This window comes from Sporosarcina sp. FSL K6-1522 (assembly GCF_038622445.1).
Lineage (GTDB): Bacteria > Bacillota > Bacilli > Bacillales_A > Planococcaceae > Sporosarcina.
Map to the genome: position 1 here is coordinate 1,558,489 of NZ_CP152019.1, position 26,296 is coordinate 1,584,784.

26 protein-coding genes and 1 other RNA gene are annotated in these 26,296 nt (G+C 45.2%); 23 read left to right on the top strand and 4 right to left on the bottom strand.

Translation table 11 applies throughout. From position 1 onward, the window contains the following. The first annotated feature begins 194 nt into the window (after window positions 1-194). The 7 genes from MKY34_RS07625 (at window position 195) to MKY34_RS07655 (ending at window position 6,724) form a co-directional block, all read left to right on the top strand. Window positions 195-1,397: a CoA transferase gene (locus MKY34_RS07625; RefSeq protein WP_342514585.1), complete on the top strand. Its 1,203-nt coding sequence runs from the start codon at window positions 195-197 to the stop codon at window positions 1,395-1,397. 30 nt (window positions 1,398-1,427) lie between these two features. Next, window positions 1,428-2,666 (top strand): CoA transferase, encoded by a 1,239-nt coding sequence (locus MKY34_RS07630; RefSeq protein ID WP_342514586.1) that lies wholly within the window; start codon window positions 1,428-1,430, stop codon window positions 2,664-2,666. 27 nt (window positions 2,667-2,693) lie between these two features. Further along, window positions 2,694-2,816 (top strand): hypothetical protein, encoded by a 123-nt coding sequence (locus MKY34_RS07635; RefSeq protein WP_342514587.1) that lies wholly within the window; start codon window positions 2,694-2,696, stop codon window positions 2,814-2,816. Window positions 2,817-3,048: 232 nt separating this feature from the next. Then, window positions 3,049-3,192 (top strand): hypothetical protein, encoded by a 144-nt coding sequence (locus MKY34_RS07640; RefSeq protein ID WP_342514588.1) that lies wholly within the window; start codon window positions 3,049-3,051, stop codon window positions 3,190-3,192. A 54-nt stretch (window positions 3,193-3,246) separates the two neighbouring features. Further along, the gene (locus MKY34_RS07645) at window positions 3,247-5,121 is read left to right on the top strand and encodes a CoA transferase (protein WP_342514589.1); all 1,875 of its coding nucleotides are present in this window, start codon (window positions 3,247-3,249) and stop codon (window positions 5,119-5,121) included. Between the two features lie 42 nt (window positions 5,122-5,163). Then, the gene (locus MKY34_RS07650) at window positions 5,164-5,946 is read left to right on the top strand and encodes an enoyl-CoA hydratase/isomerase family protein (RefSeq protein ID WP_342514590.1); all 783 of its coding nucleotides are present in this window, start codon (window positions 5,164-5,166) and stop codon (window positions 5,944-5,946) included. A 46-nt stretch (window positions 5,947-5,992) separates the two neighbouring features. Continuing rightward, window positions 5,993-6,724 carry an enoyl-CoA hydratase/isomerase family protein gene (locus MKY34_RS07655; RefSeq protein WP_342514591.1) on the top strand — a complete coding sequence of 244 codons (732 nt, stop codon included), beginning with the start codon at window positions 5,993-5,995 and terminating at the stop codon, window positions 6,722-6,724. Window positions 6,725-6,731: 7 nt separating this feature from the next. Here MKY34_RS07655 and MKY34_RS07660 read toward each other — a convergent pair whose 3' ends face one another. The 3 genes from MKY34_RS07660 to MKY34_RS07670 all read right to left on the bottom strand — a co-directional run bounded on the left by MKY34_RS07660 (window position 6,732) and on the right by MKY34_RS07670 (window position 9,553). Beyond that, window positions 6,732-7,523 (bottom strand): IclR family transcriptional regulator, encoded by a 792-nt coding sequence (locus tag MKY34_RS07660; protein ID WP_342514592.1) that lies wholly within the window; start codon window positions 7,521-7,523, stop codon window positions 6,732-6,734. 61 nt (window positions 7,524-7,584) lie between these two features. Next, window positions 7,585-9,144, bottom strand: a complete 1,560-nt coding sequence (locus MKY34_RS07665; RefSeq protein WP_342514593.1) for an amidohydrolase — start codon at window positions 9,142-9,144, stop codon at window positions 7,585-7,587. A gap of 109 nt (window positions 9,145-9,253) precedes the next feature. Further along, window positions 9,254-9,553, bottom strand: a complete 300-nt coding sequence (locus MKY34_RS07670) for a hypothetical protein (RefSeq protein ID WP_342514594.1) — start codon at window positions 9,551-9,553, stop codon at window positions 9,254-9,256. Between the two features lie 164 nt (window positions 9,554-9,717). On the opposite strand from MKY34_RS07670, the gene MKY34_RS07675 reads away from it, so the two are divergent. The 16 genes from MKY34_RS07675 to ssrA all read left to right on the top strand — a co-directional run bounded on the left by MKY34_RS07675 (window position 9,718) and on the right by ssrA (window position 24,935). Next, a complete protein-coding gene (locus MKY34_RS07675) occupies window positions 9,718-10,470 on the top strand; it encodes an SDR family oxidoreductase (RefSeq protein ID WP_342514595.1) in 753 nt (250 codons plus the stop codon). Between the two features lie 16 nt (window positions 10,471-10,486). Next, complete coding sequence (locus MKY34_RS07680) at window positions 10,487-11,470, top strand: MBL fold metallo-hydrolase (protein WP_342514596.1); 984 nt, start codon at window positions 10,487-10,489, stop codon at window positions 11,468-11,470. A gap of 104 nt (window positions 11,471-11,574) precedes the next feature. Further along, window positions 11,575-11,718 (top strand): YfhE family protein, encoded by a 144-nt coding sequence (locus MKY34_RS07685; RefSeq protein WP_342514597.1) that lies wholly within the window; start codon window positions 11,575-11,577, stop codon window positions 11,716-11,718. 263 nt (window positions 11,719-11,981) lie between these two features. Beyond that, the gene (locus MKY34_RS07690; protein WP_342514598.1) at window positions 11,982-12,209 is read left to right on the top strand and encodes a glutaredoxin family protein; all 228 of its coding nucleotides are present in this window, start codon (window positions 11,982-11,984) and stop codon (window positions 12,207-12,209) included. Between the two features lie 138 nt (window positions 12,210-12,347). Then, the gene (locus MKY34_RS07695; protein ID WP_342514599.1) at window positions 12,348-13,388 is read left to right on the top strand and encodes a sugar-binding domain-containing protein; all 1,041 of its coding nucleotides are present in this window, start codon (window positions 12,348-12,350) and stop codon (window positions 13,386-13,388) included. Between the two features lie 82 nt (window positions 13,389-13,470). Next, complete coding sequence (gap, locus tag MKY34_RS07700; protein ID WP_342514600.1) at window positions 13,471-14,478, top strand: type I glyceraldehyde-3-phosphate dehydrogenase; 1,008 nt, start codon at window positions 13,471-13,473, stop codon at window positions 14,476-14,478. Window positions 14,479-14,713: 235 nt separating this feature from the next. Further along, window positions 14,714-15,898, top strand: coding sequence for a phosphoglycerate kinase (locus tag MKY34_RS07705; protein WP_342514601.1), 1,185 nt, complete (start codon window positions 14,714-14,716; stop codon window positions 15,896-15,898). Window positions 15,899-15,912: 14 nt separating this feature from the next. After that, window positions 15,913-16,668 carry a triose-phosphate isomerase gene (gene tpiA / locus MKY34_RS07710; RefSeq protein ID WP_342514602.1) on the top strand — a complete coding sequence of 252 codons (756 nt, stop codon included), beginning with the start codon at window positions 15,913-15,915 and terminating at the stop codon, window positions 16,666-16,668. Continuing rightward, the gene (gene gpmI / locus MKY34_RS07715) at window positions 16,665-18,191 is read left to right on the top strand and encodes a 2,3-bisphosphoglycerate-independent phosphoglycerate mutase (protein WP_342514603.1); all 1,527 of its coding nucleotides are present in this window, start codon (window positions 16,665-16,667) and stop codon (window positions 18,189-18,191) included. The genes tpiA and gpmI overlap by 4 nt, the downstream gene beginning before the upstream one ends. Before the next feature lie 16 nt (window positions 18,192-18,207). Continuing rightward, the gene (eno, locus tag MKY34_RS07720; protein ID WP_342514604.1) at window positions 18,208-19,503 is read left to right on the top strand and encodes a phosphopyruvate hydratase; all 1,296 of its coding nucleotides are present in this window, start codon (window positions 18,208-18,210) and stop codon (window positions 19,501-19,503) included. Window positions 19,504-19,704: 201 nt separating this feature from the next. Then, entirely contained in the window at window positions 19,705-20,103 is a 399-nt protein-coding gene (locus MKY34_RS07725; protein ID WP_342514605.1) for a hypothetical protein, read from the top strand. A gap of 102 nt (window positions 20,104-20,205) precedes the next feature. After that, window positions 20,206-20,433 (top strand): preprotein translocase subunit SecG, encoded by a 228-nt coding sequence (gene secG / locus MKY34_RS07730; RefSeq protein ID WP_342514606.1) that lies wholly within the window; start codon window positions 20,206-20,208, stop codon window positions 20,431-20,433. Between the two features lie 428 nt (window positions 20,434-20,861). Continuing rightward, window positions 20,862-21,608 carry a carboxylesterase gene (locus MKY34_RS07735; RefSeq protein WP_342514607.1) on the top strand — a complete coding sequence of 249 codons (747 nt, stop codon included), beginning with the start codon at window positions 20,862-20,864 and terminating at the stop codon, window positions 21,606-21,608. A gap of 40 nt (window positions 21,609-21,648) precedes the next feature. Beyond that, window positions 21,649-23,976, top strand: coding sequence for a ribonuclease R (rnr, locus tag MKY34_RS07740; protein WP_342514608.1), 2,328 nt, complete (start codon window positions 21,649-21,651; stop codon window positions 23,974-23,976). A 49-nt stretch (window positions 23,977-24,025) separates the two neighbouring features. Then, window positions 24,026-24,493: an SsrA-binding protein SmpB gene (gene smpB, locus MKY34_RS07745; protein WP_342514609.1), complete on the top strand. Its 468-nt coding sequence runs from the start codon at window positions 24,026-24,028 to the stop codon at window positions 24,491-24,493. An 84-nt stretch (window positions 24,494-24,577) separates the two neighbouring features. Then, window positions 24,578-24,935: a transfer-messenger RNA gene (ssrA, locus tag MKY34_RS07750) on the top strand. Between the two features lie 135 nt (window positions 24,936-25,070). On the opposite strand, the gene MKY34_RS07755 is transcribed toward ssrA, so the two are convergent. Next, window positions 25,071-26,243 carry a site-specific integrase gene (locus MKY34_RS07755; RefSeq protein WP_342514610.1) on the bottom strand — a complete coding sequence of 391 codons (1,173 nt, stop codon included), beginning with the start codon at window positions 26,241-26,243 and terminating at the stop codon, window positions 25,071-25,073. Window positions 26,244-26,296: the final 53 nt, after the last annotated feature.

Below are 26,296 nucleotides of genomic sequence, written 5' to 3' on the forward strand. Positions count from 1 at the left end.
TGCGGATGCCTTCCGCCATAAGCTAGGCCGTAAACCACTGCCTGGCTTACGGCACCGGCGACCGCTTGTAAGGCGCTTTCGCTAAAGATTAGTGAAAATCATAAGTTCAATATATATTCTGTCTCATTATATAGATGCGTCATGCAGTTGCCGACACGGCATTTTCGAAAAAAATGGATGTGAGGTGAAGAGATGTGACAAAGCAAGCACTTTCCGGCCTTAAAGTTGTTGACCTCACTTGGAATGTTGCGGGGCCTTATTGTACGAAAATGTTAGCCGATTTGGGTGCCGAAGTGATAAAGATTGAACGCCCGGGAATTGGAGATCCTTCTAGATTAGAAGGTCCGTTCCCGAACGATCAACCTGATTTAGAAGCAAGTGGGCTTTTCACGTATCTGAATAACAATAAAACGAGCATCACGTTGAATTTGAAAAAAGAGCGCAGCGTGGAAATTATCAAAGACCTCGTACGAGATGCAGATATATTGGTCGAGAATTTTAGTCCGCGGGTGATGCCTAGTTTGGGGCTAAGTTATGAGGTACTAAAAGAGATTAATCCTCGCCTTGTAATGGCATCTATATCGAACTTTGGGCAAACAGGTAAATACCGTGATTATAAAGCGACCGAACTAATTACGCAGGCGATGAGTGGATTTGCTAGTTCAATAGGAGAAGATACGCGAGAACCATTGAGGGCAGGCGGGAAGTTGAGAATGCTGGAGTATATCGCAGGTGCATTTACAGGCATGTCCATTTTGACAGCGATTACAGGCAGGCGAAGAACTGGGGAAGGGCGGCATATCGATGTTTCGATAACGGAATGTGGTTTGTTGCAAAGATCGTATCCAACTGTTCAAAACTCCTATCCGACCAGTCCAAGTAAATACATTCGACGTTATGTAATGATGCCGAGTATCGAGAAATGTAAGGACGGTTACATTGGTATCACGCTGTTAACAGGGCAACATTGGCAAGACTTTTGTGTAATGACGGAAATGTATGAGTGGATGGAAGACCCTCGCTTTACGACGTTAGACAATCGTTTGAAGCATAAAAAGATGTTTCAGGATCGCTTTGATGAGTGGTTGATGAGGCATACGCGTGAAGAAATCCTAGCATTAGGAAGAGATTGGCGAATTCCGGTGACACCGATTCCAGATAGTGGCGAAATGCTCGATTTCCCACAATATAAGGAACGTGAATTTTTTGTAGAAGTGGAGCAACAGAAAATTGGAAAAGTTGCTCAACCAGGGGCGCCTTTCCGAATGTCTAAAACCCCGTGGGGAATTACGACACCTGCTCCATTGCTAGGGCAGCATAATGACAATGTCTATGGCGAACGGCTCGGTTTGTCGGAAGAGACGATTCAATCGCTAACAACCGAAAAGGTCATATAAGCAAAGGTTGGATGAAAGGGAGGAGTGGAAATGATGGCATCCTTACCGTTAGAAGGAATACGAGTACTAGACCTATCGATGTGGTGGTCGGGGCCGATTTGTACGTCATATCTAGGTGCACAAGGAGCAGAAGTCATTAAGCTTGAATCTGTGCAAGCACCCGATGGTTTTAGATATACGATGTCAACGCCTCGTGAGAATTGGTGGGAGTTAGGACCACAGTTTAATGCTGCGAATCTAAATAAGTTAGGTCTTACTCTTAATTTGAATGAGCCCGAAGGTGTTCGGTTGTTTGAAGAGCTTGTTGCGAAAAGTGATGTAGTCATTGAAAACTTTACTCCGCGCGTCATGGCAAATTTCGGATTGAGTTACGAGCGCTTGAGTGACATTAATCCTAAAATCATTATGTTGTCGATGCCGGCGTATGGAAAAAGCGGACCATACAGCGATCAGCCTGGTTTTGCCTATACGTTTGAAATTTTAGCTGGCCTCGCACAAATCACGGGGTATCGCGATGGAAACCCGATGATTATTTCAGGTGTCGGGGATGTAATTTCAGGGTTTCATACCGCTTATGCCTTACTCGCGGCATTGGAACATCGCGCAAAGACGGGGGAAGGGCAATTGATCGAAGTTGCGCAGGTCGAGGCGAATGCCAATTTAATGGGGCAACCCATCGCTGACTATTCGATGAATCAGCGTAATTGGGGACGTGAAGGAAATCGTCAACCGAATATGGCGCCACATGGTATTTATCGTTGTAAGGGAGAAGATTCTTGGGTAGCGCTTGCCATTACAGATGACGATGAGTGGCAAAGGTTTTGCCAAGTGACCGGGCAACTGGAATGGGCAAATGACGAGCGCTTCCAAAAAGCGGCGGACCGTTGTGTGCATCATGATGCGTTAGACCAGCTCGTAGAAAGCTGGACAGCACAGTTTGGTCATTATGAAGCAGCCAATCTGTTGCAAGAAGCAGGTGTGAATGCTGGGCCAGTACTTGAGATTCACGAGTTAGAGACGGATCCTTTTTTAGCTGATATGTTCCAAGAGGTGACGCGGGAGCTAACAGGCACGCATGCGTATCCGGGCTGGCCAGTTAAATTCTCGGGACAACGTCTCCAGCACCGCAGCCCGGCACCGACACTGGGTCAACATAACGAATACGTGTTAAAGGATATTTTAGGGCTGACAGCTGAAGAAATAGCAGCATTAGAGCAAAATGAGCTAATTGGGGATGTCCCGTTAGGTGCGAAAGTAAAAGCATTGTAAAGGGTTTATCCGAATAGGAGGTGGAAGATGATGGCCGTTAAAATTGGGACGAAATATAAGTGTGTAGCTTGTCAGAGTGAGTTTATTGTCATCAAGGCAACGCCGAATGCCGAGCTGAAATGTTGTGGCACTAGCGTAGAGAATAAATGAATCATGTAAGGCTTATCTTCATTCAGCAGAAAACTCCCACCTCGATAGGTGGCGAGATGAATGCGGTTTTGTTTTACTGTTCAGTGGGTGTTCAAACGCCAGCTGAACGAAGATAAAGCCTCCGGCGGATGTCATAGATTTTTTAGAGGAGCTTTTCGAGCGAGCTCGAAAAAAATCTGGACGCAATTACGCCGAGGCGTAATTGATTGAATAGGAAAGGCGGAATGATCGTATGGCAAACCAACTAGGTAAACGTTTTGAATGTAAAGAATGTGGCGTAGAAGTGTTATGCACGAAAGCGGGGGATGGGGCAGTCGAGTGTTGTGGTGTGGAAATGCAGTTGAAGCAACCAGTCGCTTTGCCTACTGCGGATTAATAAAATCAGCGCAGGAAGTCCGTACTGTCATAGCCCAGGGGAGTGAAAGAAATAGTGAACGGTTTAGAAAATGAGCTGTTAGCTGGCGTTCGTGTATTGGAACTAACAAGAGGTCCTTCTGGAGGATACGCGGGCAGACTTCTTGCGAATAGCGGTGCAAGGGTTACGAAAATAGTAAGTGCTGCAGAAGAAAGTACTCCTTTTAGAGATCGGGAAAAAAAGGTGATTCAGACAATGACTCGCAGTGAAGCGGGCAAAGTTGTGACACGTTTACTAGGTCAATCATGGGACATGATTTTGTGGGACAGTCATTTGGAGCAAGAACTGGACCAATTGGTAACGGACGCACTGTTGATTAGTCGTGTAGGTATTCGCTTGGATTTTCCGGCAGAGGTGGATGTGGAGGAAGAGCATGCGCTACAAGCATTAGGTGGATGGATGACTTTAACGGGGGATGCGCAGAAAAAGCCCTTGCAGGTCGGTGGCCATCCTGCTGCTTATCTTGTAGGGGCACATGCCGCAACAGCTGGAATGATGGCGCTTTTAGAAAATCGATGGACGGAAAAAGGACGTCTCGTACAAATTAATAGTTTAGCGATTGTTGTTAGTGCGCTTGAGGGAGCATATTCTAAGCAGTTAGCTACTGGTCAAACGCGAAGTCGACAAGGGAACCGCCATCATGAGTTAACACCGATGTCCATTTTACCATCCGCGGACGGCTGGACGTTTGTTGGTGCGCCGGTAGATGAGAAATGGGAGTTGCTTGAGGGATGGTCAGAGATTCCTTCGCGCCCAGAATGGCAGCAGAATACTGGGCGGCAGGCAGATTGCGAAACGTTAGAGGAAGAGTTGGCTAAGTGGACTCGGGGAATGACCCGAGAAGAGCTGTTTGTGACGGGACAACTTTTTCGTCTACCTTTTGCTAAAGTGCAAACGCTTGAAGAGGTACGCGATTGTTCTCAACTAGCGGCTAGACAATTTTGGGGTCACAGTAACGCGAGTACGACAAGCGTTCAAATACCTTGGAAAGTGCATGCCGGTCCTGCTTTCTCTAAAGAACAGTCTACATCCGGAAACGCACCATCTTGGAAGGGGCTTAGAGTTTTAGATGTAACAAGTATGTGGTCAGGACCGTATTGTACGCGATTATTCGCAGATTTAGGGGCGGAAGTGATTAAGGTGGAAGCGCCTCATCGCCCTGATGGTATTCGGTCAGATCAATGTGCATCCTCTCCATTTTTCAAGGAGCTGAATCGCAATAAGCTGGGCATTCAGCTAGATTTACGTTTGCAAACGGATCGACAAACCTTTTTAGAATTAGTGGCAACAAGTGATGTTCTTGTGGAAAATTTCAGCCCACGTGTGATGTCGAATTTTGGGTTGGGGTGCGAAGAGTTATGGAAGCATCGGCCGGACTTGACGATTGTTTCACTCTCGGCTTTCGGACAGACAGGGCCTTATCGTGATTTTGTTGGTTATGGTCCTACATTAGAATCGATGTCTGGAGTTGCATCGCTGACACAGTATTCGGATGGGCAGCCAAGACTTCCGGGTTTTTCTCTAAGTGATATTGGGGCTGGGATTCATGGCGCCTTTGCGCTAGTGGCGGCGCTTTTTCAGCATCATCGTCAAGGGATCGGCCTGAGGGTGGATCTTTCCCAGTATGAGACAGCTTGTCAATTTATAGGGGATTATTTAACTGAGGAAGTACCCGCATCTACTGTAGCGCAGCCCGTTCAAGTGAGAGACCTTGTTGATTTGGCGCATGATGCGCGATTGGCAACCATTCGTCTAGAGGACGGGAGTCAATTGCTTGGTATGCCTTGGGATAGCAAAGGTTGGCATACTTCGTTTTATCCGCCACCCGAACTTGGGCAGCATACAGACTATGTGAAAAAGCTGATTGAAAAAGAAGCAACTTTCATTTAACAGCAGGCTGAATGTACAGAACAATAATATAGGAGGGATATTATGAATTATCATTATCTCGAAGTGTCTATTGAAAATCAGGTGGCTTATGTTTTATTGAATAATCCTGACCATCATAATCAATTTGAGGCAGGTTTGTCGCAGGAACTAATGAGTGTTGCACGGATGTTTTCGGAGCAAGATGAGATTCAGGTTATTGTATTAGGAGCTCGTGGACCGAATTTTTCTGTAGGGTTAACAAATGCATTGGGAACAGTCAATACGCTAGAAGACGAGACGTATGCAACCGTGACGTTAGCGAGTGCGGCTGTTGAGGAATGGTCCCGCTTACCGTATCCGATTATTGCGGCATTGAACGGTCAATGTTCCTCGTTGGGGCTCAGCTTAGCGTGTGTAGCCGATATTCGCTATGCAGCAGACAATGCTTTGTTTTCGATTCCAGAAGCGACAAGAGGTGTTGTACCGGCTGGAGGTATTACGCAAAGATTGCCGCGTTTAATCGGTAAAGGGCCTGCGATGTCTATGTTGCTTGGAGTGGAACCGATTGAAGCGAGTGAAGCATATGCGCTAGGGTTAGTGAATAAGATTTCATCCGAAGAACTGCTTTGGGCAGAGGCTTGCGAGGAAGGCAGGCGGCTGGCAAGTATGTCTACATTGTCTATGCAATATACGAAGGAATGTCTGTTAAGGGGTAGTGAGCTACCGTTGGAACAGGCTCTACGCTTGGAATTAGATATGTATATGTTGCTACAAACGAGTGAAGATCGGATGGAAGGGGTTACGGCCTTTTTAGAAAAGCGTCCAGCAAACTTTAAGGGCGAATGATCTTGTAACGGGAAGCGCGAAAAGACTAGTCAAAGGGGGATGCATTATGAAATCAGTACATATGGAGAAGGATGAAAATATTGCAATCATCACATTGAATCGTCCTGAGCAGCTAAATGCTTTTGATGTAGAGATGCGCGATCAGCTCTATGAAATCATTGCGGCTATTCGTGATGACACGACAGTAGATGCGGTCATTTTACGTGGGGCAGGACGCGGTTTTTGTGCAGGGGCGGACTTAACCGAGTTCGGCACACAAACAACGGTCATTCGAAAACGTCGTATCAGGCTTCAACATGATTTATGGGAGGAGATTCGACGTTTGTCGAAGCCGATTGCAGCTGTGTTACATGGGTTTGCGGTAGGTTCAGGATTAGAAATGGCGATGCTTTGTGATTTTCGCTTTGCATCACCGGGCACGAAACTGGCTCTTCCAGAGGCGCAATTAGGCATGATCCCCGCAGCGGGAGGGACTCAGAGTTTACCGAGACTGCTGCGTCATGGGAAAGCGCTTGATTTTGCGTTAGGTGGCCATCGAGTGACTGCTGAAGAAGGGTATCAAATGGGGATGATTAGCCGGATTGTACCGGAAGAAGAGCTAATGCAAGACACGATTGATTATATGAAAGCGGTCGTAGGACAGAATGCCAAGACCGCTAGTTGGATAAAGTCCTTAGTGGCGCATGGCATGGATATGCCGTTAGCACAAGGATTAGCGCGGGAGCGTGTGCTAGTAGCACGGTCATGGACCCAGCGTAGTAAAAAGGTAGATTACTAAAACGTTGTCATGGCAACGTTTTAGTAGTGTTATGATCTTCCCTGAGTTCAGCTGAAATTTTATTGGCATACTGAACAACGAGATTCGTGAGTTCTTGTTGTTTGTCAGAAGTCATCCGCGTCATGGGTAAATAGACGCCGATAGTGGCCACAGGTTCTTCTCCTTGATCCCAGATGGGGGCTGCGACAGCTCCGGAATCGGACATCCTTTCTCCAAGGCTTGTTGAATAACCGACATCTCGAATATGAGCGAGTTTTTCTTGCAATTGAGTCGAGTCAGTTAGTGTTTTAGGTGTAAAAGATTTGAATTCTGTTCGTTTGAAATAGACATCAAGGTCAGCTGGAGACATAAATGCCATATGTAATGTACCCGCTGCACCAAAATATAAATCGGTTTCGTCGCCGAATGGGATTGTTACTTTTAAGAGTTGAGGGCTATCAATCCCGGATAAGTATATGTATTTGTTTCCCGTTCGAATCGAAATATAGACGGATTCGTTTGTGAGCGTAGCTAACTCTTGAACAAATGGTTGCGAGACGGTAACCACGTCATTGACCTGAAACTTCCGAACGAGCTGAAATAATAGAGGTCCTGGATGATAGCGCTTTGTTTTTTCGTCTTTTACTAACATTCCGCGATCTGTCATCGTGACGACTAATCGGAAGGCCGCAGTCTTACTGATCCCTAATTCTTGTTCGATTTCTACAAGACCGATGGCGTCTCGCTTTAGAAACAATGTTAAGAGCGATATTGCATTATTAACTGTATTTAATTGGTGAATGGTTTTATTAGCAGACATACTTACCCTCCTTTTCATTGTTTAACACTCTATCAATTATACTACAATTTAGAAAGTTCGGCTAACCTTGTAGGTTGGGATGATAGACGAGCTTGCCATCAATCCATGTTGCCGCAACTTGCGTGTGACGGAGTGCATCAATTGAGCAGGTGAGCGGGTTTTGATCGACGAGTATTACATCAGCGTGAAACCCAGGACGGATCATGCCGCGTGATAATTCCCAGCCAGCTGCTCTTGCAGCGCCGGTCGTATATAAGGCCAATGCTTGCTGCCGTTCGAGTTTCTCGCTGTCGCCTAATATTGCTCCAGATAATGTGGCACGTGTACAAGCTGTTTGAATGCCAATCCAAGGATTGAAGGAAGCAACTGGGGCATCTGAACCAGCAGCGAGCGGAATGTCTGCCGCGAGTACGCTGTGCATTCGATAGAGCCAGCTATGTTCGGCAACGTCTACATTGGTGTGATAACGGTCGCCGTGGTCGTGAATGAGACTAGGATTTGTGACGACGGTAATGCCTAATGCGGAGATGTCAGGTAAAAAAGCATCGGGGCATAGGCTTAAGTGTTCAAAGCGATGGCGAATTGATTTTTCAGGATAACGTTCAGTCGCATAACGAATCGCTTCAATGGCGGCCCAAGTCATTTCAGGGTCCACAACATGGATGGACAAAGGAATGTCACGGCGAGTCGCTTCGGCGGCTAATTGTGACAGTTCATGTGGATCTGGAAAGAGATGGGGAAGCGCTTCTATGACAACTTTGACAGGTCCCATTTCCAGTCGCTTTTTAAGAGAGTCAGGCGCCGACACAAGGGCATTGGTCAATTGTTCATGATGTTGTTCTGCTGTCATGAGTTGAATGGTGATGGGCCAGCCATCTTGTATACAGGACGACCAAAACTGCAAGTCAAAAAGCGTATTTGTTGGCGTGGCATCCTGTACAGCGGTTATTCCTGTACGTAACAATGTGCTTTGCAACTGCTTCGCTCCGATATGCAGCTCGTCAGTCGTTAATGCGGGCAACACATGTTGGGAGAGCCATGCATCTCCACCGTAAATTAAACCGGTGGGCATGTTAGTTGTTGCATCACGTTCTACTGTCACTCCAGGTGGATCTATGGATTCAGGTCCGATGCCAGCTAGCGCTAGTGCTGCACTATTTAGTACCGTGGCATGGCGAGTCACATGACGCAAGCGGACAGGATGATTGGAAGTAGCTTTGTCTAAATCCCATCGAGTAGGATGGCGCTGTTCTTGTAAATAGAAAAGATCATAGCCTGTTGCGCGAATCCATGTCCCGGGCGACAGCAAGTTGGCACGCTCGCGAATGGTTAGTTGAATGTCTTCGATGCTATCAACATCTTCGTGACCACAAGATACGGCTAAATCCCGGCTAATTTGTGCGCGGAGATGACAATGTGCGTCAATTAGTCCGGGTAATAACGTCATACCTTGTCCATCTATTCGTTGGCCGTGGGGAGCTAAAGGCCAGGCTTCCTGCTCATTATGAATAAGCCCTACGCATTTTCCATTGGTGATGGCAACGCCTATGGCATGTGGACAAAGGGGGTCCATTGTAATGACGGAAACATTATGGATGATTAAGTCTGCGGGCATTGGCATAATTGCAGGCCTCCTAATCTCGTGAATAAATTTAGAATTTTGTTAATAGTACCATATCTGTGTGGTAGGTTGAACTTATGATTTTCATTTGCTATCCAGCGAAGGCGCCTTACAAGCGGTCGCCGAAGCCGTAAGACGGGCAGTGATTTTCCGCCCAGCTTATGGCGGGAGGCATCCGCAAGCGCCAAAACGTTATTAATGGAATTCTTTGTTTCAATTTATCTTCATTCAGCAAATCTTTTTGTACTGAAAGCGAAGCGTCAGCTACAGAAAACTTCCACCTCGATAGGTGGCGAGATGAATGTGGTTTTGTTTTACTGTTCAGTGGGTGTTCAAACGCCCCGCTGAACGATAGAGGAACGCAGGCTAAGGTCGCCACGTCCTGTGGCAATGCCTGCATGACCTGCATCGTGCAGGCCCAAGCCTCCGGCGGATGTCACAGATTTTTTAGAGGAGCTTTTCGAGCGAGCTCGAAAAAATCTGGACGCAATTACGCCGAGGCGTAATTGATATAGTTAAAGAGCGGCATTTTGAAATACCACTATGTGAGCACAAACAAAGGGGGAATTACAGATGAAGTTAAAAGGGAAAGTAGCGTTTATTACAGGTGGGTCTTCGGGAATCGGACGAGGGATTTGTCATGCGTTTGCGAAAGAAGGGGCGTCCATCGCATTTGTTGGTTTGAATGAGCATAAGGGGAAAAATACTGAGCAAGAATTACGTGATTTAGGGTGCGACGCCTATTATATGCAGGCGGATTTGCAAAAGCGTGATCAGTTACCGAGTTTAATAGAGCGAGCAGTCGAGCGATTTGGTCAGCTTGATATTTTAGTCAATAATGCGCATGCCACCAAAAATGTTACGTTCGAAGAGACGACAGAAGACATTATGAATTTCTCACTCGATACAGGTTTTTGGCCGACTTTCCTCTTAATGCAAAGTGCTTTGCCACACTTAAAAGAATCGAAAGGCAAGGTCATTAATTTCGTGTCAGGTGCGGGGATGATTGGTCTCAGTAGGCAGGCTTCCTACGCGGCGGCAAAAGAAGCGATTCGTGGCATTTCACGCGTTGCGGCGAATGAATGGGGACGCTATGGCATTACAGTGAATATGATTTCACCTATCGCTAATTCACCAGGCGTTGAGACGATGAAAGAAACGCAAACGAATGCATACAATAAAATGGTGTCTTTAATTCCAATGGGACGCCTTGGCGATTGTGAGCATGATATTGGGCGATCGGCGGTCTTTTTGGCAAGTAGTGACGCAGACTATATTACGGGGCAGACGATAATGGTAGATGGCGGGAACATTATGGTTCGCTAAAGGGGAGACGCTAGACATGCTGACTAAAATAGTAGACCGGATCTTCCGGTTGAAAGTGCCGATGCCTTTTAATATGGGAGAAGTAAATAGTTATTTACTTGAAGGTGCGAACGGTTTTACCATCGTGGACACGGGCGATAATACGGAGGAAGCGAAAGCGGTATGGCTGAAAACATTGGCGGATGGGCTACCGATTGAAAAAATCGTATTGACTCATGCCCATCCCGATCATCTGGGCTTGGCTGGATGGTTTCAACGGAAATGGAACGTACCGATATGGATGTCAACGAAGGGCTATGACAATTTGCTGACAGCACGTTCGTTTTTTACCGCTGACCAATACACAAGTCCGCTTACTCCTTTTGTTCGCTTACACGGCGACGAATCAGAGCCTTCGCATGACGAACCCTATTACAAGCCTGATACATTTGAGTTTGAGCCGACTCGATTATTTGAAGAGTCAGAGGAAATTCCCTTAGGTGATTCAATCTACGAAACGATTTGGACACCGGGGCATTCATCGGATCATTTCTGTTTTTACAATAAAAAGGAACAGATTTCAATCGTAGGAGATCATATTTTGAAAACGATCAATCCCATTATCGGCTCTGAACAGATAGGCACGAACCCGTTGGCGGATTATCTACATTCCTTAGAGAAGATGACAAAGTATCCATCTCAATATGTGTTGCCAGGTCATGGAGATCTGATGACGGATATATCCGCACGCGTCGAAGAGATGAAGGTTCACTATAAAAAAAGGTGGAAACAGACTTATCATGCGATTCAAGAGGAAGGGAGTACGGCGTTTCAGGTAGCTGAATGCGTCTATACAGGATTTCCATCATGGCGTTTTAAAACGGCTTTTATGCAAACGATTAGCAACTTGAATTATTTGGAATCCATAGGGCATGTGAGGATGGAAGAGCGTGGTGGACATATCTACTACTACCAAGCAGCGTTAGGAAAAGAGGTATATGACAATTTGCACGATAGATGAGAGGGATTGTAGCGCTCTTGTCTATCGTTTTTTTGATTTCATAATGCAGTATGAAATCAAAAAAATGGAGCACTTTATGTAACGAAGGGAAGGAGAATCTACAAATGACTGAAAAGCGAGAGCCACATGAACGAATGACCGATAAAAATAATGGACTGACTTCAGCACAAGAAGTGCTGTACAACGAAGAGTTTGATAAAGCCGATAAGGCTGCAAAAAGTGAAAAGAAGAAGCAGAAGGAAAAATGAGCGCTTTGTATACAATTGCATTTGGGTTGCTTTAGATAGAACGATTTTCTATACCATTATCGGGGTATTTTTATGTGCAGGGATGTGATGAATTCACATCTCTGCACACTTTCCTTGATAACAGGAGGAATTGATTCCACCTCATGAAGCTGTTGTGAACCCTAAACCGAAAGCGGACTGGAAATCGTTATGTAATGGCTATCTTGTGCATGCTCTCCATATTTCATTTATAATGTACGTACTATTACAACGAGGTGTTTAGCATGCATGTGACATTATATACAAAGCCGGGTTGTCATCTTTGTGATGAGGCGGAGCTGATGATGAAGCTGGCGCAGGAGGATTTTCCGCTGACATGGACGACAGTCAATATTGAAACGGATGATAAGAGTCATGAGAAGTATATGTTGATGATTCCTGTCATTGAAAAAGAGGGAGAAGTCTTGTTATTTGGCTCGATAGGCTACGTAGATATCATTGACCTATTCTGAAAATTAGTTCCTTTGGGTTGAAATATAAAAGGGAAGGAGGTATAGTGGACGTAGAAATATTTTTTTTGCCTTCGGTGGGACGGTTTTTTATTATTAGGGACGAAAGGTGTCCCTTCAAGAAGGAGAGTACTATACACTATGTTAGATGCACAAAGAAAGTTAGTTCCTGAAATGATGGAGCTTATGCAGCAAAGATATCGTGTATTGAAATTTATAAAGATGACGGGCCCTATTGGTAGGCGGCCACTTGGTCAAATTGCAGGCATTTCTGAACGAGAAACACGTACGATGATGGACATTTTACGTGCCCAAAATCTGATCCGTGTAGCGAAAGAGGGAGCTTCGATTACGACTGAAGGTGGGACGGTTCTTGTAGAGCTTGAGTCGGCAATGGAAGAATGGTCAGGACGCACGACGATCGCGAAGCGGCTTGCTGAGTATTTAGGCATCCGAACTGTGAAAGTCATTGCGGGCAATTGTGAAACGGATGCCGCCGCAAAAAATCTACTCGGTATAGAGGCGGCCAAGCAATTTATTACGAAAATTGATGATGGGAAAATTGTAGCAGTCACGGGCGGAAGTACGATGGCATCGATTCCAGCGAATATTGATACATTCAGTGAAACGGACGATATGTTGTTTATCGCAGCGCGTGGTGGTGTGGGAGAAGATATTGGCCTACAAGCGAATGTTATTGCAGCGTCTTTTGCGGAAGCGAGTGGAGGTACGTATAGTACATTTTATTATCCAGAATCGTTGAGTGAAGAAGCGCATCAAGCATTTCGTAAAGAGCCTTCTGTTTTGAAAATGCTTCATCTATATGAAACGACAGATTGTGTCCTTCATGGCATTGGGGATGCGCAGACAATGGCAGAAATGCGTAACTCGTCTGTGGAAGAACGACAGAAGCTACAAGATCGTGGCGCTAAAGGAGAAGCCTTCGGTTACTATTTCGATGCAGCAGGCAATATTGTGCACAGTCTTCGAACGGTTGGCATTCAAACAAGCCATTTAGAGCGTATTCCGCTCATTATCTCAGTTGCTGGTGGCAGCAACAAGGCGGAGGCAATTATGGCTTATATGGCAAGCGCACCGAAGCAAACGATTTTAGTGACAGACGAAGGCGCTGCCAATGAAATGCTGAAATTGCTCGTCGCTAAAGAAGAAAATAAGGATTGAGACGACCGTTTCAGGGAATAAGATAGAGTGAATAGACGTTTTGGGACATCAAGAAAAACATACAAAAATGGAGGAATTTTAAATGACTTTAAAACTTGCAATTAACGGATTTGGACGTATTGGACGCAGAGTATTCCGCGAAGCTTTGAAACAAGAGGAAATTGAAATCGTAGCAGTGAACGATTTGACGGACGCAGCAATGCTTGCACATCTTTTGAAGTATGACTCTGTTCATGGTGTATTTGACGGAGAAGTTAGTGCGGATAATGATTTCATTACTGTCGATGGTAAACAAGTAAAAGTATATGCAGAGAAAGATCCAGCCGCACTACCGTGGGGCGAAATTGGCGTCGATGTCGTTGTTGATTCAACAGGTATATTTACGAACAAAGCTGGTTTGAACAAACACCTTGAAGCGGGCGCGAAGAAAGTCATCTTGTCTGCTCCAGCGAAAGACGATATCACAACATTAGTAATGGGTGTTAACCACGAGTCATACGATCCGGCAAACGACAACATCGTGTCAAATGCATCTTGTACGACAAACTGTCTTGCACCTGTTGTCAAAGTACTTCACGAACAATTTGGCGTGAAACGTGGTTTGATGACGACAGTTCACTCATACACAAATGACCAACGCATTTTGGATCTACCGCATTCGGATTACCGTCGCGCACGTGCGGCTGCTGAAAATATGATTCCAACAACAACAGGCGCTGCATCTGCAGTAACGAAAGTTATTCCTGAATTGAAAGGCAAACTTGACGGTATGGCAGTTCGCGTACCAACACCTAACGTTTCACTCGTCGACTTTGTTGCTGAATTAGACAAAGACGTGACAGTTGAAGATGTTAACAATGCGTTCAAAAAAGCAGCTGACAATGAACTACAAGGTGTGCTTGTCTATAACGAATTACCACTTGTTTCAAGAGACTATAACGGCAACACAAGCTCTTCGACAGTAGATGGCCTATCGACAATGGTTCTTGAAAATAACATGGTAAAAGTAATTTCTTGGTACGATAACGAGTCTGCTTATTCTGCACGTTGTATCGACCTAGCACTTCACATGTATCATAAAGGTCTATAAGTAGATTGATTATGACAGAGGCTTGAACTTGCTTCAGTAGGGGACTTCTGCTGAAGCAAGTTAATCATAGCCATTCATGACAAGACCCCTTATAATATAGTTGGGTAAGAGGAACGGGGGAATACCTCGTTCCTCATTTTTAACTGTCGTTTTTGACGAAGCCTGTAGATCGTAATGTGGGCATCCATTCGTCGAGGCAAAGTTGTCTTAATAATCTTGGAGGTGGGCATTTTTCATGAAGTCAAAAAAGACGATGAAGGATATGCAGCTTGAAGGGAAACGCGTATTTTGTCGCGTGGATTTCAATGTGCCAATGGAGAATGGGAGCGTAACGGATGATACAAGAATCCGAGCGGCAATCCCGACAATCGAATACATGGTAGAACAGGGAGCGAAAGTCATTTTAGCGAGTCACCTTGGTCGTCCAAAAGGCGAAGTAAACGAGGATATGCGACTGACAGCTGCAGGAGAAAAGCTTGCAGAATTGCTTGGTAAACCGGTAACAAAACTCGATACGTCTATTGGTGAAGAAGTAGAGAAAGCCATTTCAACGATGGAAAATGGCGATATTGTGCTGCTTGAAAATGTACGTTTCCATGCGGGAGAAGAAAAGAACGACCCTGCTTTGGCAAAAAGTTTCGCAGACCTTGCAGACGTCTTTGTCAATGACGCATTCGGTGCTGCACACCGTGCCCATGCTTCAACAGCGGGTATTGCTGAGCATATCCCAGCTGTATCTGGCCTGTTGATTGAAAAAGAATTGGACGTACTTGGAAAAGCGTTGTCCAATCCAGAACGACCATTCACAGCGATTATCGGTGGCGCAAAAGTAAAAGATAAAATCGGTGTCATTGATCACTTATTAGATAAGGTGGACAACCTAATCATCGGTGGCGGCTTGTCGTATACCTTTACGAAAGCACAAGGTCATGAGATTGGTAACTCACTTTTAGAAGAAGATAAAATCGAATTAGCACAGTCGTTTATTCAAAAAGCGAAGGACAAGGGTGTCAACTTGTACTTGCCGATTGATGTCGTTGTGGCGGATGAATTCTCGAAAGATGCAAACACGAAAGTTGTAAAAATCGATGCAATCCCAGAAGGCTGGATGGGGCTGGACATTGGTTCAGAAACAGCAGCGTTGTATGCGGATGTTATTAAAGGGTCTCAATTGATCATTTGGAACGGGCCGATGGGCGTCTTTGAATTGGAGCCATTTGCGGGCGGCACGAAACGCGTTGCACAAGCGATGGCAGAAACAGCTGGTTATACAGTCATTGGTGGCGGCGATTCTGCTGCGGCTGTTGAGAAATTCGGCGTTGGTGACAGGATGGATCATATTTCTACTGGTGGAGGCGCTTCTCTTGAATTTATGGAGGGGAAAGACTTGCCAGGTGTCACTGCTCTAAATGACAACTAATTGGAGGAATTGATTTGCGTAAACGAATTATTGCAGGTAACTGGAAAATGTATAAAACGGCTGGGGAAGCAAGAAGCTTCGTCGAGGAAGTAGCTGGGAAGGTCCCAGTGTCGGAAAAGGTAGAAGCAGTCGTTTGTTCACCAGCTCTCTATTTAGCAGAGCTTGTACAATTGACAAAAGGCTCGGCTTTAGGTGTAGGTGCACAAACGATGCACGATGCAAAAGAAGGCGCATTTACAGGTGAAGTGAGTCCAGCAATGTTGGCGGATCTTGGTGTAGGATATGTCGTCCTTGGTCATTCAGAGCGCCGTCAATATTTCAATGAAACAGATGCATCTGTTAACAAAAAAGTCCATGCAGCTTTTGAATATAATCTAACACCACTTGTTTGCGTTGGTGAATCACTGGAAGAACGTGAAAGCGGCGACACAGTGGCGATTGTATCGGCACAAGTGAAGAAAGCTTTTGAAGGCATCAGCGCTGAACTTGCTGAACAAGCAGTCATTGCGTATGAGCCAATCTGGGCAATCGGTACGGGCAAAACGGCAACCGCACAAGATGCAAATGATGTTTGTGGCGCAATTCGTACGACGGTTGGCGAACTGTATACAGCAGAAGTTGCGGATCGTCTTCGTATTCAATACGGCGGCAGTGTGAAGCCTGAAAATATTGAAGAACTATTGTCGATGGAACATATCGATGGTGCACTTGTAGGTGGCGCTAGTCTTGAACCTGCTTCCTTCTTAAAATTAGTTGAGGCGGCGCAATGAGTAAGAGTCCAGTTGCGTTAATTATTCTCGATGGCTTCGGTCTTAGAGATGAAAAACTTGGCAATGCCGTTGCTCTGTCTAATAAGCCGAATTATGATTTGTTGTGGAATAATTTCCCCCATGCTACGTTAACAGCTTGTGGGGAGGCGGTTGGACTTCCTGACGGTCAAATGGGGAATTCTGAAGTAGGCCATTTGAACATCGGAGCCGGTCGTATCGTTTATCAGAGTTTGACACGTATTAATAAATCGATTAGAGAAGCAGATTTCTTTAAAAATGAAGCTTTGCTACAAGCAGTGGAGCATGCGAAGAACAATGGCACTGCACTTCATCTAATGGGCTTATTATCTGATGGCGGTGTACATAGTCATTATGAGCATTTGTTTGCTTTGCTTCGCCTAGCGAAAGTGAATGGCCTTGACAGAGTGTTCGTTCATGCGTTTTTGGACGGTCGTGATGTAGGTCCACAAACGGCTCTTGCTTATATTGAAGAGACAGAAAAAGTCATGCAAGAAGAAGGTGTCGGTAAGTTCGCGAGTGTATCGGGCCGCTATTATGGCATGGACCGGGACAAGCGTTGGGATCGTGTAGAAAAAGCGTATCGTGCCATTGTCGATGGCGTTGCGTTAACGGCTACGACACCAACAGCGGGCGTGCTTGCCTCTTATGAGCGTGACGTTCACGATGAATTTGTTGTGCCATTCATCATCGAAGAACTTGGAAAACCTGTTGCGACAGTGGAAGACGGAGATGCAGTGGTATGCTTCAACTTCCGTCCTGACCGTGCGATTCAGTTGTCGCGCGTGTTCACAGATCCGACGTTTGACGGTTTTGAAACAGCACCTAAAACGTTCAAGGACTTGAAGTTTGTCACGTTTACACATTATAGTGATGAAGTGGTAGCGGACGTGGTGTTTAACAGCCAAAACTTGGAGAACACACTTGGTGAAGTCATTGCGCGTAACGGTTTGACGCAGTTACGGATTGCTGAAACAGAGAAGTACCCACATGTGACCTTTTTCATGAGTGGTGGACGAGAAGAGACGTTTGAAGGTGAAGAGCGAATCTTAATCGCCTCACCGAAAGTGGCAACCTATGATTTGCAGCCGGAAATGAGTGCTTTTGAAGTAACAGAGGCATTGATTGAAGGCATTGAGGCAGATCGTTTTGACGCGATTATCCTTAACTTTGCGAATCCGGATATGGTTGGGCATAGTGGAATGCTAGAGCCAACCATTAAAGCAATTGAAACGGTCGATACATGTCTTGGGAAAATCATCGATGCGATTCACGCAAAAGGCGGCGCAGCGATTGTGACAGCTGACCACGGAAATGCGGACGAAGTGATGACGCTAGATGGTGCACCGATGACGGCGCACACGACGAATCCAGTGCCTGTGATTATCACAAAACCAGATATTGAGTTGCGAGAAGGCGGTATACTCGCAGACCTCGCACCAACAATGCTAAAATTGCTAGAGCTTGAACAACCGGACGATATGACCGGTACACCATTATTTTAAAAAGGGGAGACTGACCATGCCAATCATTACACTTATCAATGCAAGGGAAGTACTTGATTCACGCGGAAATCCAACAGTTGAGGTAGAAGTATTCACAGAAAGCGGTGCATTCGGACGCGCAATCGTTCCATCAGGCGCTTCTACAGGTGAATATGAAGCAGTTGAGCTACGTGATGGCGACAAAGAACGTTACCTTGGTAAAGGCGTTCTAAAAGCAGTCGACCATGTTAATGAAGTAATTGCAGAAGAATTGGAAGATGCTTATTCCGTTCTGGATCAAGTAACGATTGACAAAGCGCTGATCGAACTTGACGGTACTTCAAACAAAGGTAAATTGGGTGCGAACGCAATTCTTGGTGTATCCATCGCTGTTGCACATGCAGCTGCAGACTATCTTGATATCCCTCTTTACCAATATCTTGGTGGCGTCAATGCAAAACAATTGCCAGTACCAATGATGAACATTCTAAACGGCGGCGAGCACGCGGATAACAATGTCGATATTCAAGAGTTCATGGTGATGCCAGTTGGCGCAGAATCATTCCGCCATGGTCTTCGCATGGGCGCTGAAATTTTCCATAGCTTGAAAGCAGTATTGCAGGCAAAAGGCTTGAACACAGCTGTTGGGGATGAAGGCGGATTCGCTCCGAACCTTGCTTCCAACGAAGAAGCATTGTCGACAATCATCGAAGCAATTGAAAAAGCTGGTTACAAGCCAGGTTCAGAAGTACTTCTTGCAATGGACGTTGCGTCATCTGAATTCTTCAATAAAGAAGATGGCACATACAATCTTGCTGGTGAAGGCATCGTTAAGACATCTGAAGAAATGGTTGACTGGTACGCAGAGCTTTGCGAAAAATACCCAATCGTTTCAATCGAAGATGGTTTGGATGAAAACGACTGGGCGGGCCACAAGCTATTGACTGAGCGTCTTGGCAAATCCGTTCAACTAGTTGGTGACGACTTGTTCGTAACAAACACGGAAAAATTAGCACGCGGAATTGAAGAAGGCATAGGTAACTCAATCCTTATCAAAGTAAACCAAATCGGTACATTGACAGAAACATTCGATGCAATCGAAATGGCGAAACGTGCAGGCTACACAGCTGTTATCTCTCACCGTTCAGGTGAATCTGAAGATACAACAATTGCAGACATCGCAGTAGCAACAAACGCTGGTCAAATCAAAACAGGTGCTCCATCACGCACAGACCGCGTTGCGAAATACAACCAATTGCTTCGTATCGAAGATCAGTTAGACGAAACAGCTCAATACTTAGGCGAGAAAACGTTCTATAACTTGAAAAAATAAGATGTTTTAAAGGCTGTGGGTAAACGCGTTGAAATGGCGTTTATTCATGGCTTTTTTTATTGGAGCGCGTATAAATTTGTGTGACCGCGCAAAGTCGAGAGCGAAGCATGCAAAGTCGTCGGCGAAGCGCGCAAAGTCGAGAGCGAAGCGCGCAAAGTCGAGAGCGAAGCGCGCAAAGTCGAGAGCGAAGCGCGCAAAGACGTGAGCAAAGCGCGCAAAGACGAGAGCGAAGCGCGCAAAGACGAGAGCGAAGCGCGCAAAGTCGCGAGCAAAGCGCGCAAAGACGAGAGCGAAGCGCGCAAAGTCGCGAGCAAAGCGCGCAAAGTCGAGAGCAAAGCGCGCAAAGTCGAGAGCAAAGCGCGCAAAGTCGAGAGCAAAGCGCGCAAAGACGAGAGCGAAGCGCGCAAAGACGTGAGCAAAGCGCGCAAAGACGAGAGCGAAGCGCGCAAAGACGAGAGCGAAGCGCGCAATGACGAGAGCGAAGCACGCAATGTCGAGAGAGAAGCGCGCAATGACGAGAGAGAAGCGCGCAATGTTGAGAGCGAAGCGCGCAAAGACGTGAGAGAATCGCGCAATGACACTCGCGCTTTGTTGACTTAGAATTCATTATAAAAGCGAATAGTTTCGCAAAAGGTTGTCACGATATCGTTATTTTGGTAAAATGGAACTTGTTGTGAAGTTCGAATCAGGAGGTGGAACAAAATGCATGCTTTGCTGATGACACTGCTCGTAATCGTTGCACTAGCACTAATCGTAGTTGTTTTATTACAATCTGGAAAAAGCGCAGGTCTTTCAGGAGCCATCTCTGGTGGAGCTGAACAACTTTTCGGAAAACAAAAAGCGCGTGGATTGGATCTTGTCCTTCAACGTACAACCATTGTACTTGCGGTTTTGTTTGTCGTATTGTCGATTGCGATTATGAAGTTTTAACTTATTTCAGCAGAAGTCCCTTACTAGTATAAATGGTGGGATGATGCTAAATATACATTCATTATAATGGGATTCAACCCCCAGCTGAATCAAGTTAAAGCCTCCGGCGGATGTCACAGATTTTCAGAGGAGCTTTTCGAGGTCGCCCGAAAAAATCTGGACACAATTACGCCAAGGCGTAATTGATTATATCTATGAACTAACAAATTTTAAATATATGACTATCGCCTGACCTTCCGACTGGTCGGGCGTTTTTTATAGGGACTTAGCGGAAGACCCCTGCTGAGTCCCAATAAAGCCTCCGGCGGATGTCACGGATTTTTTAAGGGGAGCTTTTCGAGCTTGCTCGAAAAAATCAGGACGCAATTACGCCGAGGCGTAATTGATTAGAGGCAAGTTTTAATCTTCATTAGGAAAGGATGAACAACATGAGAATCGCTCAACCGAAACCATTCTTTTTTGAAAAGGGAAAAAGAGCAGTATTGCTGTTGCATGGATTTACAGGTAATTCGGCGGATGTCCGAATGCTTGGTCGATACCTCGAAAAGAAAGGGTATACATCGCTTGCACCTCACTATAAAGGCCATGGTGTGCCACCAGAACAATTGGTCCAAACTGGACCTGATGAGTGGTGGGCAGATGCACTAGCAGGATACAATCAATTAAAGGACGCAGGCTACGATGAAATTGCAGTAGCAGGTTTATCACTTGGAGGCGTATTTTCCCTACGATTGGGGTATAACATGCCTGTGAAAGGTATCGTTTCGATGTGTGCGCCGATGTCCATGCGAACGACAGAACTGATGTATGAAGGCGTGTTGAAATATGCACGTGATTATAAGAAATATGAAGGAAAAGGCGAGGAAGAAATCGAAAAGGATATGAAGGCATTGCGTGAAATGGGAATGCCCTCTCTCCCAGATTTACGCGCCCTCATTGAGGATGTGCGTGGTCATATCGATCATATTTATGCCCCGCTTTTCGTCGTGCAAGGATCCCTCGATGACGTCATTGATCCGAATTCGGCAAACGTCATTTATGATGAAACCGAATCGGATGACAAGCAACTAAAATGGTACGAACAATCAGGACATGTCATCACGCTTGGACCTGAAAAAGAGCAGCTACATGAAGATATTTTCACGTTTTTAGAATCACTGGATTGGCATGTGTGAAACCTAAAACAAATGATAATGCTAGGTATACGAAGGAGAGATGCAGTTGGATAATTTTGATCAGGATATGCAACAAAAAGTGCTGTCCATTATGAAAGATGAGTCATATAAGCCGTTAACCGTCCAAGAAATTCAAGAGTTAATGGGCTTTGAACAAGCGGCTGAATTCAAGGAACTTGTCAAAATGCTCGTCTACCTTGAACAAAAGGGAGACATTATTCGTTCACGGACGAATCGTTATGGTGTGCCAGAGCGCATGAACCTTGCACGTGGTAAGTTTATCGGCCATGCGAAAGGCTTTGGTTTTGTAGCGCCTGAAATGGAAGGTATGGATGATATTTTCATTCCGCCACATGAAGTGAATGGCGCAATGGATGGCGATATCGTGTTGGTTCGTGTCACGAATGGTTCGTCAGGCGGCAGACGTGAAGGAACGATTAGCCGTGTTGTCGAGCGTAAAACGACGAAAGTGGTCGGCACGTATCAGGCGAATAAAGGCTTCGGATTTGTGATTCCAGATAGTAAAAAACTACCGATGGATATTTTTATTGCGAAAGGCGATGCGCTAGACGCAGTAGATGGCCATAAAGTAGTGGTGGAAATTACGGATTGGCCGAGCGATTTAAAGTCCATGACAGGTATGGTGACACAAATTTTGGGTCACAAAAACGATCCGGGTGTGGATATTATTTCGATTATTCATAAGCATGGCATCGAAGTGGACTTCCCGCAAGAAGTGCTGGAACAGATTAATCATATTCCAGACGAAGTGCAGGAGAAAGACTTATTCAAGCGCCGCGACTGTCGAGATGAGCTGACGGTGACGATTGATGGTGCGGATGCCAAAGACTTGGATGACGCCATTTCAGTCGTGAAAAATGACGATGGCAGCTATGTGCTATCTGTTCATATTTCAGATGTCAGTTATTATGTGCCGGAAAACACGCCGATGGATGAAAATGCCTTTGATCGTGGGACGAGTGTCTATTTGACGGATCGCGTCATTCCGATGCTGCCCCATAAGTTATCGAATGGTATTTGTTCATTGAACCCAGGCGTGGATCGCTTGACGTTGACATGTCAAATGACCATTGACCGCAACGGAAAAGTGATTGACCATGAGATTTATGAAAGTGTGATTCGCTCGAAAGAACGGATGACGTATACAGATGTTTACAAAATCATCGAAGAAAAAGATGAAGAACTATCCGCGCAATATGCACATGTCGTGCCAATGCTGAACCAAATGGCGGAGCTTGCGGCAATTTTGAAACAGAAACGCGTTGATCGCGGTGCCATTGACTTTGATTTTAAAGAATCAAAAATTCTTGTCGATGAAAAAGGGTGGCCGTCAGACGTCATCATTTTAGAACGTACAGTATCTGAGCGTCTCATTGAAGAATTCATGCTTGCTGCCAATGAAACCATCGCGGAGCATTTCCACTGGCTACAAGTGCCGTTCATCTACCGAATTCACGAAGATCCAAAGGCAGAGAAATTACAACGCTTCTTTGAATTCCTAACGAATTTCGGCGTTGTCGTCAAAGGAACAGGCAATAAAGTCCATCCACGTGCGTTGCAGGAAATCGTGGAATCAATTGCTGGCTTGCCAGAAGAGACCGTTATTTCGACGATGCTGTTACGTTCTATGCAACAGGCGAAATATCTCGATGAAAGTCTAGGTCACTTTGGATTATCGACAGAGTTCTATACGCATTTCACAGCGCCAATCCGTCGTTATCCTGACTTAATTGTCCATCGTTTAATACGGACGTATTTGATTGAAAAAGATGTTTCGGCACAGACGATTGCACATTGGAGTGCGAACCTGTCCGAAATTGCTGATCATACGTCTGAACGTGAACGCCGTGCAGTGGAAGCGGAGCGCGATACGGAATCGCTGAAAAAAGCACAATTCATGTTGGATAAAATCGGCGAAGAGTTCGAAGGCGTTATTTCTTCCGTTACGAATTTCGGTATATTCGTCGAGTTGGAAAACACGATTGAAGGTTTGATTCACGTCAGCTATATGACTGACGATTATTACCGATTCGATGACCGCCAAATGATGATGATTGGTGAACATACAGGTAAACAGTTCCGACTCGGCGATGAAGTGACCGTAAGAGTAGTCGCTGTGAAACCAGAAGAATCGGCCATCGACTTTGAAATTGTCGGCATGAAACAATCCTTCCATCGTGCGCGAAGAGAAACACCGAAAGTCATCCATGCGGAGAAAAAGCCACGCGGTGCAAAATCTGGCGATAAATCTCAAGATAAAAAGAAAAGCGGTACGTATAATAAAAAGAAAAAGTTTTACGAAGGTGTAGCTAAAAAAGGTAAAGGCAAGCCTAGAAAGAAAAAATGATACTTGGGCGGCTTCGGCCGCCTAGGGTATTCATAATGGGGTGAAGGACATGGCAAAAGGCCAAGGGAAAGTTGTCGCGGTCAATAAAAAAGCGAACCACGATTACGCAATAGAAGAAACGATTGAAGCAGGTATCGTGCTAGTAGGAACCGAAATTAAGTCCATCCGTAACGGTAAAGTACAACTGCGAGACGCATTCGTTCGAATACGGAACAATGAAGCCTGGATTTCCAATATGCATATTAGTCCATACGATCACGGAAACCAGTTCAACCACGATCCGCTACGCTCGAGAAAGCTGTTGCTGCATAAAAAACAAATCGCCACACTATACGGGCAAACGAAGCAACAAGGCGTTACCATCGTGCCATTAAAAATGTATTTGAAAGACGGCTTCGCCAAAGTACTCATTGGTGTTGGTAAAGGGAAGAAAGATTATGATAAACGTGAGGATCTTAAGAAGAAAGAAGCTAAACGTGAAATGGCACGTGTCTTGAAGGATAAGCAACGATATTGATTTTTTGATAAAAATGCGCTATGATAGGTACAGTAATATCGTTCAGAAACCTTTTTAATAAGGTCATCCTGACATCCTCATAACGGGGGCGTTACGGATTCGACAGGGGTGGTCTGAGCTTGAGTTGCGCGTCGGAGGGCTCGGCTCCGTCAGAAACGGCACTTTATAATAACAGGCAAAACAAACAACAACCTAGCATTCGCAGCGTAAGCTGTTGAATCTGCCTTGTAGTTCCATCGCCCATGTGGCGCTATAAGGCTCACTCTTAGTGGGATACGACGGCTGTTGCCTTCTGAGGCAGCCGGAAGAGATTCGCAGAATAGCGTACATGATGCCCTGATTGTCGGCTAGTGCTACGCGAAACTAAATAGGCAAAATACACGCGTAGATGCTTAAGTATTAGAGCCTTTGGACGCGGGTTCGACTCCCGCCGCTTCCATATTAGAAATTCATAGGATTTCATATGGCGTTAAAACCCTTGTATATCAAGGGTTTTTTCTTTTACCTTGTTTCATATGATGTCATTGAATATCAATCGAACGTAGTCAAAAGCGTAGTCAAAACGTAGTCAGTAAATCTACATCTCAATATAGTTAGCAAACTTCAGTATTGCTTCTTCTTTTGCCTTCTGCGTAACATGTGTGTAGATGTTCATCGTCGTTTGGATATCACTATGTCCTAAACGATCCTGCACTTCCTTCAAACTGGCTCCCGCCTCAAATAACAGCGAACAATGTGTATGACGTAAACCATGCGTTGTGATTGTTCCTAGCTTGTACTTATCCTGTACATGCACAATCCACTTACGGGTTTTTGTCGGCTGCATATGCTCATTTAGTTCATTGCTAAAGATCAGCTGCTTAGGTTGCAACGTATTAAAGCCCAGCATTAGATAATCCTGCTTCTGCTTCTTCTTCCACACTTTTAAAATAGCCATTGTGTTCTCATCCATTTTAATCGTACGGGCAACGCCTGTTTTTGTAGATTTCACATATAGCTTGTTATCTTTACCCCGTGAGAGGGCCTTGTTTATGCGTAGCTCATTTGTTGTGAAGTTTAGATCCTTCCATGTAAGGGCTAATGCCTCGCCTTTACGCATCCCACTGAACGCAAGTAAACGGAATAGGGCATATGCCTTGTAGTTACTTTCCTGTTCTAGGCATGATAGGAACTTGATCAACTGCTCACGCGTGTAGAAGTTCTCCGCTTCATCCTCATCCGCCGCAATAGCCTTCTTAGAGGCGGTGGTGGGCATTTCTACGTGCGTAAAGGGATTTGTTTTTATATAGCCGTGCTTAATTGCAAAGTCTAACACTTTGGCAGCATACGCTTTTACCATGCGAAACCTCTTTAACTTTGCCGCCCATTCATCCACATGTTTTTGACAGGCATGGACATGTATCTTCTCAATTTTATAAGCACCCATTGACGGGAGTATATGATTTCGGAACAGACCCGTTGTTTTTACAAATGAGCTTTCCTCAACAGTCTTTTCGTATTGGACTACCCATAGGTCATAAAGTTCTTGATACGTTTCAGCACGTTCTTGTTGGTACGTACCATTTGCAACATCTAGTTGAATACGTGCTAATGCAAGTTTGGCTTCTTTGAGTGTCTTAAAGCCACGTTTCGTTGTACGCTTCTGTTTGCCAGTTAGCGGATCAACCCCTAAATAAACTGGGAACTCGTAGCGTAATTCGCCGTTTTTCATTTTGTAGCTTTTGATAGGTGATGCTTTTTTCTTTACCAAGATAATTCCTCCTGAATCAGTTGCGGGGGCAAAAGATTAAAGAGAGGATTTAC

Excerpts from the sequence above, each read along its gene's own strand:
- secG (WP_342514606.1), top strand. The coding sequence starts at position 20,206 with ATGCATGCTTTGCTGATGACACTGCTCGTAATCGTTGCACTAGCACTA.
- MKY34_RS07640 (WP_342514588.1), top strand. The coding sequence starts at position 3,049 with ATGGCAAACCAACTAGGTAAACGTTTTGAATGTAAAGAATGTGGCGTA.
- MKY34_RS07705 (WP_342514601.1), top strand. The coding sequence starts at position 14,714 with ATGAAGTCAAAAAAGACGATGAAGGATATGCAGCTTGAAGGGAAACGC.
- smpB (WP_342514609.1), top strand. The coding sequence starts at position 24,026 with ATGGCAAAAGGCCAAGGGAAAGTTGTCGCGGTCAATAAAAAAGCGAAC.
- MKY34_RS07735 (WP_342514607.1), top strand. The coding sequence starts at position 20,862 with ATGAGAATCGCTCAACCGAAACCATTCTTTTTTGAAAAGGGAAAAAGA.
- MKY34_RS07635 (WP_342514587.1), top strand. The coding sequence starts at position 2,694 with ATGATGGCCGTTAAAATTGGGACGAAATATAAGTGTGTAGCTTGTCAG.
- MKY34_RS07660 (WP_342514592.1), bottom strand. The coding sequence starts at position 7,523 with ATGTCTGCTAATAAAACCATTCACCAATTAAATACAGTTAATAATGCA.
- MKY34_RS07690 (WP_342514598.1), top strand. The coding sequence starts at position 11,982 with ATGCATGTGACATTATATACAAAGCCGGGTTGTCATCTTTGTGATGAG.
- MKY34_RS07665 (WP_342514593.1), bottom strand. The coding sequence starts at position 9,144 with ATGCCAATGCCCGCAGACTTAATCATCCATAATGTTTCCGTCATTACA.
- MKY34_RS07670 (WP_342514594.1), bottom strand. The coding sequence starts at position 9,553 with ATGCAGGTCATGCAGGCATTGCCACAGGACGTGGCGACCTTAGCCTGC.
- MKY34_RS07655 (WP_342514591.1), top strand. The coding sequence starts at position 5,993 with ATGAAATCAGTACATATGGAGAAGGATGAAAATATTGCAATCATCACA.
- MKY34_RS07695 (WP_342514599.1), top strand. The coding sequence starts at position 12,348 with ATGTTAGATGCACAAAGAAAGTTAGTTCCTGAAATGATGGAGCTTATG.
- rnr (WP_342514608.1), top strand. The coding sequence starts at position 21,649 with ATGCAGTTGGATAATTTTGATCAGGATATGCAACAAAAAGTGCTGTCC.
- gpmI (WP_342514603.1), top strand. The coding sequence starts at position 16,665 with ATGAGTAAGAGTCCAGTTGCGTTAATTATTCTCGATGGCTTCGGTCTT.
- MKY34_RS07650 (WP_342514590.1), top strand. The coding sequence starts at position 5,164 with ATGAATTATCATTATCTCGAAGTGTCTATTGAAAATCAGGTGGCTTAT.
- MKY34_RS07630 (WP_342514586.1), top strand. The coding sequence starts at position 1,428 with ATGATGGCATCCTTACCGTTAGAAGGAATACGAGTACTAGACCTATCG.
- eno (WP_342514604.1), top strand. The coding sequence starts at position 18,208 with ATGCCAATCATTACACTTATCAATGCAAGGGAAGTACTTGATTCACGC.
- MKY34_RS07675 (WP_342514595.1), top strand. The coding sequence starts at position 9,718 with ATGAAGTTAAAAGGGAAAGTAGCGTTTATTACAGGTGGGTCTTCGGGA.
- MKY34_RS07680 (WP_342514596.1), top strand. The coding sequence starts at position 10,487 with ATGCTGACTAAAATAGTAGACCGGATCTTCCGGTTGAAAGTGCCGATG.
- gap (WP_342514600.1), top strand. The coding sequence starts at position 13,471 with ATGACTTTAAAACTTGCAATTAACGGATTTGGACGTATTGGACGCAGA.
- MKY34_RS07685 (WP_342514597.1), top strand. The coding sequence starts at position 11,575 with ATGACTGAAAAGCGAGAGCCACATGAACGAATGACCGATAAAAATAAT.